Below are 15,858 nucleotides of genomic sequence, written 5' to 3'. Positions count from 1 at the left end.
AAAAGAGAGGAGGGAACATAAATGGGAGACTTATTTGGCGGTGGTGGAGATAATTTAGTTTATATTATCTTCTTAATTTTGATTTTATTAGTTTTAGGCGGCGGTTATGATTACTAAAATTAAGAAAAGAGCAACCGATTAAATCGGTTGCTCTTTTTACTTTATCACAAATCAAAAATCTGCTGTAGAGTTTTTACTTTAGAACGACTCACAGGTATTTTTTGATTGTTATTATCAGCCATTACCACTTGATACTTACCCTTAAACCAAGGAATTACCTCTTCTATCTTAGCCAGGTTAACGATATAACTGCGGTGTACTCTAAAGAAATCTGAACTTAATTTTTCTTCTAATTCTGTTAAGTTGTTATCCACCTCATATTCCTTATCTTTAGTTACAGCATAAACTTTTTTAGCTTTAGTATGAATATAAATTATCTTTCCATACTCCAATAATTTAATTCGACCCCGATTAGTAGTCACTGGTAGCTTGTCTACCTCTTGTTGTTGATTATCATCCGATAACTCATTCATCACTGCCGTCAATTTTTCTTCTAATAATTCTTGTTCAGGATATAACTCCTGTACTCTTTCAATTGCTTCATAAACTTCAGCTTCTTCATAAGGCTTCAAAATATAATTAATTGCATTGACTTTAAAAGCATCTAGAGCATATTGGTCATAAGCCGTCAAGAAGATTATCTGCGGTGGTTGCTTCATCTTTTGTAATTCTTCAGCTACCTCAAGGCCATTCTTCCCCGGCATTTCAATATCTAAAAATACAAGGTCTGGTTGTTCTTCCTTAATTAATTGTAAAGCTGCAATCCCATTATCTGCTTCAGCAATTAATTCAACTTCATCAATTTCAGTCAATAGATAATCTAGTTCGTTACGCGCTGGAGCTTCATCATCAACAATAATTGTTTGTAGTTTAGCCATCTTTCTAACACCTACTCCTTAAGTGGTAGAGTAATAATTACTTTTGTCCCTTTATTTAATTTGCTCTTAATTTCAACTCCATATTCATTACCATAAATTTTATCTAAACGCTGATCAACATTACTTAAGCCAATCCCCACATCTTGACCACTACCTACTTCCAAAATATCTTCTACTTTATTGTCAGCAATTCCTACTCCATCATCTATAATTTCAATTATTAGATTAGAATCCACAATTTCTGCCTTAATCTCTACTGTACCAGCTTGAGCCTGCGGTGCTAAGCCGTGTTTAATAGCATTCTCTACAAGCGGCTGGAGTGTAAAACTAGGTACTTTATAATCTAATAATCGATCTGGAATATCTATCTCAATATTTAGTTTATCTCCATAACGTGCTTTCTCAATCGTCATATAATCCTGCATATAATCTAATTCTTGTTTGAGGGTCACAATTTTACTATTTTGCGTCAAAGTTTTACGGAAAAATTTAGATAATCTCATCAATAACTTCCGTGCCTGATCAGGGTCAGTCCGACAGAAAGAAACAATTGTATTCAAAGAATTGAATAAGAAATGAGGGTGGATCTGTGCTTGTAACGCCTTTAACTCTGCTTCAGTAGTTAACTGTGCTTCTTTCTTCAACCTTGATAAATAAAGCTGAGTCGATAACAATTCACCAATCCCGCGGGCCAAGACAATATCAACATCAGTAATACTCTGTTCGGTTCTTTTATACAATTTTAAGGTTCCAATTACTTCTTGATCCTGCTTTAATGGTACTATTACTGCTGACCCCAAAGGACAGCCATCAACTGGACAGCCTACTTCATCTGCTGTTGAAACAATATTCAACTCTCCTTGATCAAGAGCCAATTTAGTAGCATCAGTCAAAATACCTGCCCCGGCTTGATGATGATCTTCTCCTGCTCCACAATGGGCTAAGACTTCTTCTTGATTCGTAATAGCTACTGCTGTTACTTCCGTAATCTCTAAAATGATTTTTGCAGTTTCAGAAGCCGAATCATGATTTAATCCCTCACTTAAATAACAGAGACTATTATTAGCAATTTTCAATGCTTTATGTGCTTGTCGAGCTTTAGCCTCTTCTTTTTTGCGAAAACTTTTCTGCAAAATATCTATAAATAATACAATTCCTAAAGCATTACTTAAAATCATCGGTAAAGCAATTGTTTCAACTAAAACTAAAGCCTCAGAATAAGGATTACTAAAAATCAAAACAAAAGTCATTTCAATAACTTCAACCACTACTCCTACAGTAAATCCTTCTCTTAAACTAATTCTATTTAATGGACGATATTTATACACTATACCGCCAATCAATCCAGCTAAAATCGTTGATAATGCACAAGCAAAAGCAGTATAGCCGCCTAATAAAAAACGATGTAGCCCACCAATTAATCCTGCCAGTATTCCGACCATTGGACCACCTAATAATCCAGCGACCACAGCTCCGATAGCCCTAATATTAGCATAAGCACCTTGGATCTCTATCCCTAAATAAGTACCTGACAGGGATAGAATACCAAAAAAGATAACTAAAAAACCTTTTGTCTGCCATTTAGGACGTTGGTTAAATAATTTATTAAAGAGATTGGTTTCCAAGCCCAATAAATAAGCAGCTACTGCAATTACAGACATACTTTTAATTAGAGTAAATAATAAATTATTAATTTGAGCTAATTCCATAGTTACCATCCCTCTTTATAGTTTTAAAATTCTTTCATTTCTCCCGCCTGATTAAGCCCATACTCTGTTGCTAAAGGACCTAAAATTTCGGTAATTGCAGCAGTGAATAAGAGAATATTAAAGACTAACATACCTAATTTAGCTTTTTCACCAGCTAAATGAGCAAAATCTCTTTCTACTTTATAAGCCAAATCAATTGCTACCCCAATCTGTGGTAATAATCCTAAGCCAATATATTTTTCTACTTTCTTTGGAGCTCCCGATAATTTAGCACCTAAATAAGAACCGCCTAATTTTCCAATTGTTCGGGCTACAAAATAAGTAACTGCTATAATCAAAAAACTAACAGAAGTTATACTAGCAATCTTAATCTGCATCCCTGCTAAAATAAAGAAAATTGCATATAAGGGAATAGTAATCGTATCCATATGCTCAGCTATTCCTAAATGCCGTTTACAGAAATTACGATAAGCAAAACCAACTGACAGATTAGCTATCAAAGGCGAAGCATGAAAAAAGATTGCAATAGCTGAAACTCCAAAGACTGTTGTTAACAATAATAATACCTTTTTTACTTTACTATGATAATCAACCATAGCTTTTTGAGAAAAATAACCAGCAAGTAAGCCCAAAGAAATTGCCCCTAGAACTTTAATTAGTGGAATTAAAAAGCCATTAGTAAATGTTAAGCTCATATGTTCTGCTCCACAAGTTAAAGCTATTGGTTCGGCAAAACTAAAGATAATCACCGCCAAGGCTTCATCTAAAGCTAAGACTACTAATAAGGTAGCTGTTAATTCACCGTGAGCTTTGTACTCTTTTAAAACCATTACTGTAGCTGCTGGAGCAGTAGCACAAGCAATTGCTCCTAAAACTAAAGCTAAAAATAATGGTTGCTCTAATAATAACATACTTCCTGTTACTAAAGCAAAAGATCCGATCGATTCTAAAAAAACAATCAAAGCAAATTCTACCTCTAATTTTTTTAATACCTCAATGGAAAGCTCAGTTCCAATCTTAAAAGAAATAAATGATACAGTCAATACAGTAACATAGCTAAAAGAATTAATTAAATAAGCATACCATTCTTTAGCCTGCCCCGATAAAAAAGGAACGCGATTAACTGTACTAACACTAAATAAAATACCAACCAGCACATACCCTACTACCTTTGGTATTTTTAATTTTTTTGTAATTGAAATTATTATAAATGAAAAAAAGACTAAGACTCCTATCACATACACTACTTTATGGTCCACATGATTTAGTAGAGACCACTTTCTTAAATCAGCTAGGCTATTAACTGTTGTTAAGTCCATTATTTCACCTCTGAAAATTTATGGTATAAGTTTAGCTCAGCCACTAATTAAAGGACTGAGCTAAACTATCTATTATTAATTTTTCCTTTTATATTATAACTACTAATTTAGAAGTTGTAAAAGGTATTTTACAATTAATCTTCTGAGACTGCTAATCCAGCTTCAGAACCTACTGTATCCTGCTGCCCTTTGAATAAAAATAATCCTAAAGCTCCTAATGCTGCTAGTACACCAACAATTGTTGGCAATGAACCTTGAATCCCGAATCCTTCTGGTGCAGTTAAAATATAAGTGATAGAAACTGCAGTCATGAAAGTAGCCGGTAAAGTGGCAATCCAATGGAACTTTTCTTCTTCTAATAAATAAACTGCGCCAGCCCATAAAGCAATCATAGCTAATGTTTGGTTAGACCAAGCGAAATAACGCCAAATTACACTAAAGTCCATTTGTGATAATGCAATACCAACTGCAAACATTGGAATAGCCAATTTGAATCGATTAGCATTATCTTTTTGATCTAAGTTAAAGATATCGGCTAAAATTAAACGAGCACTTCTAAATGCTGTATCTCCTGAACTAATTGGCAGTGCTACTACTCCAAGCATTGCTAAGATACCGCCAACAACACCTAGCATATTGTCACTAATCAATTTAACAATTCCAGCCGGTCCACCATGTTGAGCCATTGCTCCAGATAAGCCTTCTGTACCGCCAAAGAAAGTCATTGCTGCTGCAGCCCAAACTAAAGCAATTACTCCTTCAGTAATCATCGCACCGTAGAATACTTTTCTCCCATTCTTTTCATCTTTTAAACACCGGGCCATCAAAGGAGACTGCGTAGCGTGAAAACCACTAATCGCTCCACAAGCAATGGTTACAAATAACATTGGCCACATTGATAATTCTTCCGGATGCATATTAGCCAAAGTAATATTAGGAATTTGATAGTCGCCAATAATTAAGCCGCCACCAATTCCTAAAGCCATAATTAATAGTGAGCCACCTAAAATTGGATATAATTTAGATATAATCTTATCAACTGGTAAAACAGTGGCAAAGAAATAATAAACTATAATCGCACCTAATAATAAGTTAACATTCCAACTTGTCATATTAGCCAATAAATCAGCCGGTCCTCGCATAAATACTGTTCCTACTAATACTAATAAGACAACTGAAAATACTCGCATAAACTGTCGAGCACCTTCACCTAAATATTCACCGACAACTTCCGAAATTGTTGCGCCTCCATTACGAATTGATAACATTCCAGATAAGTAATCATGAACACCACCAGCAAAAATAGAACCTAATACAATCCAAATAAATGCTGCTGGACCAAATAGTGCTCCTGCAATCGCTCCGAAAATTGGCCCTAATCCCGCAATATTCAATAACTGAATCAAGAATGTCCGCGGCCAACTTAAAGGAACATAATCTACACCGTCTTGTTGTGCATAAGCTGGAGTTTCAGCCTCTGAACTAACACCAAAAATTTTCTCAACAACTGTCCCGTACAAAATATAACCAACAACTAAAGCAATTAATGAACCAATGAATGATAACATATATTTTTTCCCCCTATAGATATAAATTATTGTGGTTAACTGCTTATAGGGTTATAAGATTATTGCTAACTTGTTACTTATATTATAAGGGAATTTCTTATGTTAGTTATATATTTTTGCTGAATTGCAGAAATTGAATACTGAATTGCATTATATCTATATAAAGTTGCACTTCCAGTGCAACTTTATAGCTAGAAGTAAGTAGTTAGGAGCTAGTAGTTAAAAACATAAAATCAAATTCAAAACCTAAACATTAACCTAGTATTCAATAATTCAAAGCTATGAACTGTTTTTTGGTTTTGAATTTACTACTAGCTACTAGCTTTTATCTACTAGCTAGTGGCACGATAGTGCCACTTTATATAGATAATTTTTACAGTATAAGTACTCAAACTTTATAGCATAATAAAGATAGACCTCTAAATTCAAGGAGGGATTATTATCAATAATCGTATTAGAGAAGGATCAATTCCAACTGCTTTAGGAACAGTTGTGACAGGCTTAGGTATGAAGATTAAGAACAGTAACCCTAGTTTAGGGTGGGGAGTAACTGGTTTTGGCTTGGCCCATATTTTATTAGGCACCATTGATATGATGGAAAGAAAACGAGATAAAAACAAATTTATTAACTTTTAATTAAGTACAATGAAGAGAAAGTGCTATCACTTTCTCTTCTACTTATCTGCTTTAGCAAAATAACAAATAAACTCAGTTCCTACCTCTTCTTCACTTTTAATCTCTAATCTACCATTTACTTTATTTAAAATATCCTGCACTATATACAATCCTAAACCTCGATTTTCACCTTTACTAGAGACTCCTTCCTTTAAAATTTCTTTTATTTTCTCCCTTTCAATGACCGGACCACTATTGTAAACAGAAATTATATATTTTTCCTCTTGCTCCTTTCCTATTACTTTAATTTTTTTCTCTCTATTAAACTTTTTAGTAGCATCAATTGCATTATCAATTAAATTTAATAAAATTCTCATAATTTGATTAGTAGAAGCATTAATTTTCTTAAACCCCTGCTTTAATTGATAACTAAAATCTATATTAGCCTCTAAAGCTTTCTCTTTCATTGGTAATAAGGTTGCTTCAACAATCTGCACTTCTGAATGTTTACTATCTACTTTAACCTTTTGAAAATCTTCAGTTACACCTTCTATGTAATTTAGTAGTTCTTTTTTCTTGTCTAGTTGAGCCAAGCTATAGATCGTTTGTAAATTATTCACAAAATCATGATGCTGCCTTTTTAATTGCTGCATAGCCTGCCTTTCTTCTTCTAGTCTAAGCATTTTAATCTCTAATTCAGCTTGAGAAGTAATCATCCGATATAATCTGAGCACCAGCATAATTGATAAACAGGAAGAAACTATTACTATAAAAGCAATTACAAATCTAGTAGAACCATTAAAAAAAGCTTGCCGCATTTTGCCTTCATTAACAGTTACAATCATTATTAACAAAAATGATTGTACTAACAACATAGTGATAACTAATTTTAGTTGAGATTGATTATCTTGTTGATTCATTTTGACCACCTGCTAGATCAATTAATTTAAAATCATAATAATAAATCAATAAGCCCAATACTAAAAATAAAACTTTCGATAAATAAGCAATCAATAGAAAATTAACTAAACTATCACTTATAAAATCAACAATTGCCTGCTCAAAAGTTAGTCTCCAACCCAAAAATAATAAATATTCATTAAAAAATAATAATATGTATGTGATTAACATTGCTGTTGTAGCAACAAAGAAAGTTATTCTTTTGATAAATTTAACTGCTATAATCAGATAAACCATTGTAACTAAAGCATGAAGTCCATATAAATTTAATCCAGAACGTAAAGCCCAGACTACAATTGCTCCACCAGTAGCTACTTTTAATGCATTATTAAAATTTATTCTAATATCAATTAAACCTAAGCCAACATACAACATTAATATCTGTTCTGGTAGCACCACTAAAATTGTTTTTAAAAAAGAAAATGGAATCAACGGTCCCCTCCTTAAATTCTTATAATTTCATAAACTTATATTTATATTTTTTCGTAATTTGGCTATACTTGTTATATTTCGTCAATTTTCTTGTTTTACCTTCTTTATTCGCGGAGTATTTTAAAAAATGTGAATTAATTTAACAAAAAAATGAGTTTTTCTTCTTTTAGTCATTAGCAATTGTTTTAAATGACAGTATAATTCTAAACAATTAAGCTATACTATTAATTAAGAAAGCCAAAAGAATATAATGCTAAAAAATTCTATTCAAACTTTGTTTTCTTAAAGGAATGATCATTGATGTTTTCTTTTGAAAATAAAATTCCTCTTGGAGTTTTTGCTGGAGTTAGTAGCAATTTGATTAGAAATGTTTTCGGGTTTATTCTTTATTATTTTGACTATAAAGAACATACTATTTGGGAATTTGCTACCTCTGCTGTTGTAGCAAAAAATAAAACAGGGGAAATTTCTGCGTTAATAATTGGAGCTTTTAATGATTTTGCTATTGCTAGTATCGTAGGAATTATTACGGTTTATTTTATTTACTTTACAGGCAAAGATAATTTTATATTAAAAGGCTTTATTGTCGGTTCAGCTGCTTGGATGTTAATTTTTATTCCTGTTACTCAACTTGAAATCAGCCGTATTCAACCAGAATCAATTAGTTCTAATATAATTTATCTATTAGGTCATTTGTTTTTAGGAATTTTAACTAGCATTATTATTGTTCAATTAGGAAAAAAGGCATTAAAAAAAGAGAGTTAGTGATATCACTAACTCTCTTTTAATAGATTATAATTTTGGATTTACTATTTGACCCATAAATAAAATATTAGCTGTTTTTTTATCTTTAATTATAAACAGAAAAGGATGATTAGCATTAAACTCTTTTATTGCCCCTGGGGGTCTTGCTGTTGGCATTTTAGCATCTGTTGCTCCAGCAGCTTCACTACCTTCTTCATTTACTTCTAAAACTGTCTTATGTTCAATAGCACCTAAAGTTACTTGAGGTGCTATTTTACTTAAATCTCCACCATTAAATAAAATCCCTAATCCCATTTTAGTTAGTACTCCATTAAGTTCTTTGCTTCCATAAGACAATTTAAATTTAGGCAGTGCCACTTTAACTTCCTCTGCACTTAATTTATTCATTTTATCTTGTAATTGCTGAGGGGTTATATCTTTGAGCCATGAATTAAATTTGATTTCTTTATTTGCTAATACAATATACATAGCTAATCGTTGATTACTATAAGGTAATTCTAATAATTTTAAATTCTTATCTTGATAATAATTAAATTTATTTTGCTGTCCCATCATTGCCACTTGCTTCTCTTGTCCCGACCCTGTCGTAAATAATTCTTGTCTTGTGTTAGACTTAGGAAACTGTGTCTGCCAATCAGCCTTGAAATACAAAGCATTAATGAGCATCATTTTAACACCAGTCAAACTATCAATCATATCTGGAATTTTACCTTGTGTTTCTTCGGCAATCCAGTTATTAACTTCAGCTACAGCACTAGATTTAGAAAAATCAGTCTGAAAAGCTTGGCCCTGATAATACTTATCCATATTGTCCATAAACTCTTCTTTTAATTCCAAATTATCATCAGTCCAAATAGAATTTGCAAACTTTAATTCTACTTTTTGATTAGGCTTTGAGAACTGTGCTTGTAATTTCTCATAATAATTATTAACTTCCGCCAAAGTCAGTCCCTGCAATCCTAATGTTTCTGCTAAAGCAGTCTTTGTTTCACCATTAGCACCATTATAAATCATCGTTAAGACAGTTGAAACACTGAGCGGTGAAATAGCGACATTTTTTTCTCTATCATTATTAGAAATTGTTTTAAATAATTGATAACTAAATTGATAGTTCTCTTTAATCAACTTATTTTGAACCTCCTTATCTAGCTTTACTGGAGCACTAGCAAACTCTTCTTTAGAATTAAGACAGCCACTAAAAGAAACTACTAATACTAAAATTAAAGTAATTATAACAATAATCTTTTTCACTTTATCCCCCCCTCAATTTAATGTTTATTTTTAACATTATATAAATATTATAACAATTAAATAACTGTTCAGCAATACTAAAACTATCTCTAAAATTTCATAAAATCAATCACCGATCCTGATAATATAGATAATTTCTTAGATAAAAATAAGGGGCCAACTCTTTTCGAGTTAGCCCCTTATTCAATATATTATATAATTTAATTTTCTAATCTGTTAAATAATGGTCAACTTCTTCGGCTACTTCTTGACCTTCTTTAATGGCCCAGACAATTAGTGATGCACCTCTACGCATATCACCAGCAGCAAAAACATTATCGCGGTTCGTTTGATAATTATTATCAGCAATATTACCTCTATCATCTAACTCTAAGTCAAGTTCATCGACCATCCCGTCATGCTCCGGATGAACAAACCCGACAGCCAAAATAACCATATCAATTGGCAGAGAAAATTCACTATTAGGTATTTCTTCCATTTCTCTTTCACCATTCTCATCTTCTTTCCACTCTACTTGTGCAGCATGATACTCCTGCACATGATCATCTTCATCTCCAGTAAAGCGCTTGGTTAAGACAGACCATTCACGAATATCAAATTCGTCCTCACCAGTATCAATTAAATTTTCTGCTTCCTCATGAGAAGTAGATGTCTTTAAAGTCTGAGGAAATCGCGGCCAAGGATTATCTGGTGTTCTTTCTGTCGGTGGTTTATCTAATAATTCAATTTGATAAACTTTCTCTGCTCCCTGCCGCACAGCTGTACCAACACAGTCAGAACCAGTATCCCCACCGCCAATTACAATTACTCGCTTGCCTGCTGCATCAATTTTTTCTTCCTCAGGGATATCTTGGCCCTGTACTCGTTTATTCTGTTGCTTTAAATAATCCATTGCATAGTGAATCCCATCTAATTTTCGACCATAAACAGGTAGGTCCCGAGCTTCACGAGAACCTCCTGCTAAAACTACTGCATCATAGTCTTCTTCTAGCTCTTGAGCTGGAATATCAGTACCAATTTCTGTATCTAAAATGAATTCTACTCCTTCTTCTTTTAATTGATCAACTCGGCGGTTAACAACCCACTTTTCTATTTTAAAATCAGGAATACCATAAGCCAACATACCGCCTGGTTTAGAATCACGCTCATAGACTGTAACTTGATGTCCTTTGCGATTTAGTTCTTGAGCAGCAGCCAAACCTGCTGGGCCAGAACCAACTACCGCTACTTCTTTACCTGTTCTTTCTTCAGGAGGATGCGGCTTAATCCAACCTTCCTGCCATGCCTTTTCTGAAATAGCATACTCAATATTCTTAATAGCAACTGGATCATCATTAATCCCTAACACACAACCACCTTCACAAGGCGCTGGACATAATCGCCCTGTGAAATCAGGGAAGTTGTTTGTTTCATGCAAGACCTTAATTGCTTTTTCCCATTCTTCTTTACGAACAAAAGCATGCCACTCGGGACATAAATTATCAACAGGACAAGAAAAATTACAAAATGGAGTTCCACAGTCCATACATCTTGCTGCCTGCTTGCGAGCATACTTGGGAGTAGGATCTTCTTTTACTTCTCTAAAATCTGCAACCCGTTCTTCAATCGAACGTTTATCTATTTCTTCGCGATTATATTTCATAAACCCAAAGTCATCATTATTATTATTAGCCATTACTCTTCATCCTCCCTACGCTCAGCCATGATTTCTTTATACTTTGGTGGAATGATTTTAACAAATTTATCTTGTACTTCATCCCAATTTTCTAAAACTTCTCTACCTCGTTCACTACCTGTATATTCTACATGATTAGTTACTAAGTCTTGGACTAATTCCAAATCTTCTTCCTTTAATTCTTCAATATCAACCATTAAATCATTAACCTTTTCAGTGAAATTGCCATCAATATCATAGACATAAGCAATACCACCGCTCATACCTGCACCAAAATTACGCCCCGTTTGACCTAAGACTACAACTCGACCACCAGTCATATATTCACAACCGTGATCGCCAATACCTTCTACTACTGCATGAGCACCTGAATTACGAACTCCAAATCTCTCTCCAGCAACACCATTCATATATAATTCTCCTTCAGTCGCACCATACAAAATGGTATTACCAGCAATTACATTTTTATGGGCTGGAACTTCTAATTCATCAGGCTGCTTAACAATTACTTTACCGCCAAACATTCCTTTAGCTACATAATCATTAGCTTGCCCTTCTAACTTTAGTGTTAATCCTTTCATAGCAAAAGCACCAAAGCTTTGTCCAGCATAACCAGTTAAATTAATATTAATAGTATCATCTGCTAAACCTTCTTCACCGTATTCTTTAGCAATCAGCCCACTTAACATGGTTCCGACTGTACGATTAGTATTATTAATTTCACGGTCAATAGTTACTTTTTCTTCTTTTTCTAAAGCAGGTTTAGCTGCAGCAATCAAATCACGGTCTAAGATATCATCAATTCCATGGTCTTGATCTTGAGTACAATGTACAGCTAAATCAGTATCATCTTGCTGTTGATGTAAGATCTTTTCTACATTAATTCCTTCAGATTTCCAATGCTTAATTGCATCATTCATATCTAATTTATCTGTTTGACCAATCATTTCGTCTACTGTTCTAAATCCTAATTCGGCCATGATTTCTCTTAAATGCTGCGCTACAAAAGTAAAGTAATTAATTATCTGTTCTTTTGAGCCAGCAAATCTCTCTCTTAAACGTGGATCTTGAGTTGCAATTCCAACCGGACAGCTATTTTCACTACACTGACGCATCATGATACAACCTAGAACTACTAATGGTGCCGTTGCAAATCCATACTCTTCTGCTCCTAATAAAGCAGCAATTGCTACATCTCGTCCTGTTTTCATCTGCCCGTCAGTTTGCACTCTGACTCGATCACGCAAATTATTCTTTACTAACACCTGATGAGCTTCAGATACTCCTAATTCCCACGGTAATCCCGCGTGCTTAATTGAAGTTAAAGGTGCTGCTCCTGTACCGCCATCGAAACCTGAAACCAAGATCATATCTGCATGAGCTTTAGATACTCCGGCAGCAATAGTTCCAATTCCTACTTCTGAAACTAACTTAACACTAACTCTCGAATCAGGATTAACATTCTTTAAATCAAAGATTAACTGGGCCAAGTCCTCAATAGAATATATATCATGATGCGGCGGCGGAGAAATTAAATCAATTCCTGGTGTAGTATGTCTTACTTTAGCAATTGATTCACTGACCTTCTTACCAGGTAAATGACCTCCTTCACCTGGCTTAGCTCCTTGAGCCATCTTAATCTGTAACTCATCAGCATTAGCTAAGTAATTAGTAGTTACACCAAAGCGTCCCGAAGCAACCTGCTTAATGGCACTGCGTCGGTCATCGTAAAATCGTTCTGGATCTTCTCCTCCTTCACCTGAATTAGACATACCGCCTATTTCATTCATTGCTTTCGCTAAAGTCTCATGTGCTTCTTTAGAAATCGAACCAAAGGACATTGCTCCTGTTACAAATCGCTGTCGAATTTCTTCTACAGCTTCTACTTCTTCAATTGGAATTGGATCCCGATCTTTAAAATCAAAAAGTCCTCTAATTGTTGCTAAATGTTCACTTTGATCATCAATCTCTTGGGCATATTTTTTATATAATTCGTAATCTCCTTTTCTTGTAGCATGCTGTAATTTAGCAATAGCTTCCGGACTAAATAAATGATGCTCTCCTTGCGCCCGCCATTTATATTCTCCTTCATTAGCAACTAAATCATCTTCATGTTCTGGGTCATTGTAGGCTCGTTGGTGATTACACTGCATTTCTTTTTCCAAGACTTCTAGCCCGATTCCTTCTATTCTCGTTGTTGTTCCTGGGAAGTACTGCTCCACAAATTCTGAACTCAATCCTACCGCTTCAAAGATTTGAGCTCCCCGATAACTTTGAATCGTTGAGATACCCATTTTGGACATTATCTTCAACAGACCTTTATCTACTGCTTTCAAATATTTTCTTTTTCTCTTTTCAATTCGTGATCGATCTTCTGTCTCTGTTAAATATAACCCTTCATCACTCATATAAGAAATAGTATCTAAAGCTAAATAAGGGTTCACAGCTAAAGCCCCATAACCTATCAATAAAGCAAAATGCATAACTTCTCGTGCTTCACCTGTTTCTACAACTAAATCCACACCATTCCTCATCTTATTCTCAATTAAATAATTGTGCACAGCAGAAGTAGCTAATAGACTAGGAATTGGTGCTTGAGAATCATTTACTCCGCGATCACTTAAAATAATAACATTAGCTCCTGCTTCAACTTGCTCAGTCACTCTATTAAATAATTTAATTAATCCATTCTGTAGACCATTCTCTTCTTCTGGGTCAAAGACTGTATCTACAGTAGCAGCTTTAAATTCATCACTATCTAAATTTGCAATTTTATTTAACTGTTGATTATCTAAAATTGGGGAATCAAATTCAATTGTTTTGGCCTTATCTGCCGTTCTTTCTAAAATATTAGCTTTAGAACCCAAATTAGTTTTTAATGACATAACAACTTTTTCTCTAATTGAATCAATCGGTGGATTAGTTACTTGAGCAAATAATTGCTTAAAGTAATTAAATAATGGCTTAGTTCGATTAGATAACACAGCCAAAGGAGTATCGTTCCCCATTGAGCCAATTGCTTCCTTTTGATTAGCAGCCATCGGAGCAATTAATACTTCCAAATCCTCTCTACTATAACCAAAAGCTCTAATTTCTTTAGTAATCTCCTCCGAATAATCTGATTCTACTTCTTTCTCAGCTGCAACATCTTCAAGATACTGCTTATTATTTTCTAACCACTCTCGATAAGGATGAGCAGAACTCAACTCTTCTTTTATCTCTTCATCATGAATTATTTCTCCCGCTTCTGTATCTACAACTAACATTTCTCCCGGCTGTAATCTACCGCTTTCTGCTATATTTTCAGATGGAGTATCTAAAGTACCTACCTCAGAAGCAGCAATAATATAATCATCTTTAGTGACTGTATATCTAGCTGGTCGCAGACCATTTCGATCTAATTTAGCTCCAATCTGCTCCCCATCTGTAAATCCAATTGCTGCTGGACCATCCCATGGTTCCATTAAGGTAGCATTATATTCATGGTATGCTTTCACATCTTCATCTAAAAATTCATTCTTAGACCAAGCTTCAGGAATTAACATTGTCATTGCTTCTACTACATCCATTCCCGAAGCAACCATTAATTCTACAACATTATTTAAATTAGATGAATCACTAGCTTCTTCATCAGTAATTGGGAATAATTCTTTAATTTTATCTCCTAATATATCTGATTCTAAACTAGGTTCTCGGGCTTCCATCCAATTAATATTACCGCGCAAAGTATTAATTTCTCCATTATGCGCTAAATATTTAAACGGTTGGGCTAAATCCCAAGATGGAAAAGTATTAGTACTATAACGCTGATGTACTAAAGCAAAACCTGACTGCATACTTTCATCTTTCAAATCTAAATAAAATTTGCTAATCTGTTCAGCTAATAATAATCCTTTATAGATTAGAACTTTACTAGAAAAGCTAGTCACATTAAATAACTCTTCTTCTTCTATATCTAATCTTGCAACTAATTTCTCAATTTTTCGCCGCAAGAAATAAAGTTTCAATTCAAAATTATCAACACCTTCACCTTTGCCGATTACTACTTGCTTAATATAAGGAGCTTTAGAAGCAGCATTCTCTCCGATTTCATCTTCTGCTACAGGAACATCACGCCATCCTAATACTTCTTGGCCCTCTTCAGTAATCAACTTTTCTATTAAATTAATCATCTCTTGCCGCTCTGCTTCATCTTGCGGTAAGAATAACATTCCTACTCCATAATCTCCCACAGCTGGTAACTCTACATTTTGATCATTCATTACTTTTCGCAAAAACTGATCCGGCATCTGGATGGAAATACCTGCTCCATCTCCTGTTTCTGGATCAGCCCCTACTGCCCCTCGATGGGCCAACCTAATTAAAATTTCTAATCCTTGCTCTACTACTCGATGACTTTTATTCCCAAATTTATGAGCTATAAACCCCACTCCACAGTTATCTTTCTCTTGTTCAGGAGAATAAAGCCCTTCTTCTTCGGGAATTCCTATCGCTTTTACCATAATCTTCTCTCCTCCTCTGCCGAATTTAACTTAATATTATAGACAATGATTGTTTTAATATGTGCCTTCATATTAACAAATTAACGCTGTAATGTCAACTATATGTTAAACTTATCCTAAGTTA

At 34.1% G+C, this 15,858-nt stretch carries 11 protein-coding genes; 2 read left to right on the top strand and 9 right to left on the bottom strand.

The features are described 5' to 3' along the window. Positions 1 to 164: 164 nt before the first annotated feature. The 4 genes from JOC47_RS11165 to JOC47_RS11150 form a co-directional block, all read right to left on the bottom strand. Complete coding sequence (locus JOC47_RS11165; protein WP_204702157.1) at positions 165 to 938, bottom strand: LytR/AlgR family response regulator transcription factor; 774 nt, start codon at positions 936 to 938, stop codon at positions 165 to 167. Between the two features lie 11 nt (positions 939 to 949). Beyond that, positions 950 to 2,656 carry a sensor histidine kinase gene (locus JOC47_RS11160; protein WP_239551142.1) on the bottom strand — a complete coding sequence of 569 codons (1,707 nt, stop codon included), beginning with the start codon at positions 2,654 to 2,656 and terminating at the stop codon, positions 950 to 952. A 14-nt stretch (positions 2,657 to 2,670) separates the two neighbouring features. After that, complete coding sequence (locus JOC47_RS11155) at positions 2,671 to 3,966, bottom strand: cation:proton antiporter (RefSeq protein WP_204702156.1); 1,296 nt, start codon at positions 3,964 to 3,966, stop codon at positions 2,671 to 2,673. A 134-nt stretch (positions 3,967 to 4,100) separates the two neighbouring features. Further along, a complete protein-coding gene (locus tag JOC47_RS11150; RefSeq protein WP_204702155.1) occupies positions 4,101 to 5,534 on the bottom strand; it encodes a carbon starvation CstA family protein in 1,434 nt (477 codons plus the stop codon). A 507-nt stretch (positions 5,535 to 6,041) separates the two neighbouring features. On the opposite strand from JOC47_RS11150, the gene JOC47_RS15750 reads away from it, so the two are divergent. Continuing rightward, positions 6,042 to 6,170, top strand: coding sequence for a hypothetical protein (locus JOC47_RS15750; RefSeq protein WP_275579416.1), 129 nt, complete (start codon positions 6,042 to 6,044; stop codon positions 6,168 to 6,170). Between the two features lie 38 nt (positions 6,171 to 6,208). Here the strand turns inward: JOC47_RS15750 and JOC47_RS11140 are convergent, their stop codons facing one another. Both JOC47_RS11140 and JOC47_RS11135 read right to left on the bottom strand, forming a co-directional pair. Continuing rightward, entirely contained in the window at positions 6,209 to 7,069 is an 861-nt protein-coding gene (locus JOC47_RS11140; protein ID WP_204702154.1) for a sensor histidine kinase, read from the bottom strand. Then, entirely contained in the window at positions 7,053 to 7,541 is a 489-nt protein-coding gene (locus JOC47_RS11135) for a hypothetical protein (protein ID WP_204702153.1), read from the bottom strand. Before JOC47_RS11135 ends, JOC47_RS11140 begins: the two co-directional genes overlap by 17 nt. A 300-nt stretch (positions 7,542 to 7,841) precedes the next feature. On the opposite strand from JOC47_RS11135, the gene JOC47_RS11130 reads away from it, so the two are divergent. After that, complete coding sequence (locus tag JOC47_RS11130) at positions 7,842 to 8,306, top strand: hypothetical protein (protein ID WP_204702152.1); 465 nt, start codon at positions 7,842 to 7,844, stop codon at positions 8,304 to 8,306. A gap of 27 nt (positions 8,307 to 8,333) precedes the next feature. On the opposite strand, the gene JOC47_RS11125 is transcribed toward JOC47_RS11130, so the two are convergent. The 3 genes from JOC47_RS11125 to gltB all read right to left on the bottom strand — a co-directional run bounded on the left by JOC47_RS11125 (position 8,334) and on the right by gltB (position 15,734). After that, positions 8,334 to 9,557 carry a serpin family protein gene (locus JOC47_RS11125; protein ID WP_204702151.1) on the bottom strand — a complete coding sequence of 408 codons (1,224 nt, stop codon included), beginning with the start codon at positions 9,555 to 9,557 and terminating at the stop codon, positions 8,334 to 8,336. Positions 9,558 to 9,765: 208 nt separating this feature from the next. Continuing rightward, entirely contained in the window at positions 9,766 to 11,232 is a 1,467-nt protein-coding gene (locus tag JOC47_RS11120) for a glutamate synthase subunit beta (RefSeq protein WP_204702150.1), read from the bottom strand. Then, the gene (gene gltB / locus JOC47_RS11115) at positions 11,232 to 15,734 is read right to left on the bottom strand and encodes a glutamate synthase large subunit (protein WP_204702149.1); all 4,503 of its coding nucleotides are present in this window, start codon (positions 15,732 to 15,734) and stop codon (positions 11,232 to 11,234) included. The genes JOC47_RS11120 and gltB overlap by 1 nt, the downstream gene beginning before the upstream one ends. Positions 15,735 to 15,858: the final 124 nt, after the last annotated feature.

The sequence above is a fragment of the Halanaerobacter jeridensis genome, from assembly GCF_016908315.1.
Classification (GTDB): Bacteria; Bacillota; Halanaerobiia; order Halobacteroidales; family Halobacteroidaceae; genus Halanaerobacter; species Halanaerobacter jeridensis.
Note: the sequence above shows the minus strand (reverse complement) of the source record. Positions and strands in the feature narration are given on the sequence as shown.

Excerpts from the sequence above, each read along its gene's own strand:
- JOC47_RS11165 (WP_204702157.1), bottom strand. The coding sequence starts at position 938 with ATGGCTAAACTACAAACAATTATTGTTGATGATGAAGCTCCAGCGCGT.
- JOC47_RS11160 (WP_239551142.1), bottom strand. The coding sequence starts at position 2,656 with ATGGTAACTATGGAATTAGCTCAAATTAATAATTTATTATTTACTCTA.
- JOC47_RS11155 (WP_204702156.1), bottom strand. The coding sequence starts at position 3,966 with ATGGACTTAACAACAGTTAATAGCCTAGCTGATTTAAGAAAGTGGTCT.
- JOC47_RS11150 (WP_204702155.1), bottom strand. The coding sequence starts at position 5,534 with ATGTTATCATTCATTGGTTCATTAATTGCTTTAGTTGTTGGTTATATT.
- JOC47_RS15750 (WP_275579416.1), top strand. The coding sequence starts at position 6,042 with ATGAAGATTAAGAACAGTAACCCTAGTTTAGGGTGGGGAGTAACTGGT.
- JOC47_RS11140 (WP_204702154.1), bottom strand. The coding sequence starts at position 7,069 with ATGAATCAACAAGATAATCAATCTCAACTAAAATTAGTTATCACTATG.
- JOC47_RS11130 (WP_204702152.1), top strand. The coding sequence starts at position 7,842 with ATGTTTTCTTTTGAAAATAAAATTCCTCTTGGAGTTTTTGCTGGAGTT.
- JOC47_RS11120 (WP_204702150.1), bottom strand. The coding sequence starts at position 11,232 with ATGGCTAATAATAATAATGATGACTTTGGGTTTATGAAATATAATCGC.
- gltB (WP_204702149.1), bottom strand. The coding sequence starts at position 15,734 with ATGGTAAAAGCGATAGGAATTCCCGAAGAAGAAGGGCTTTATTCTCCT.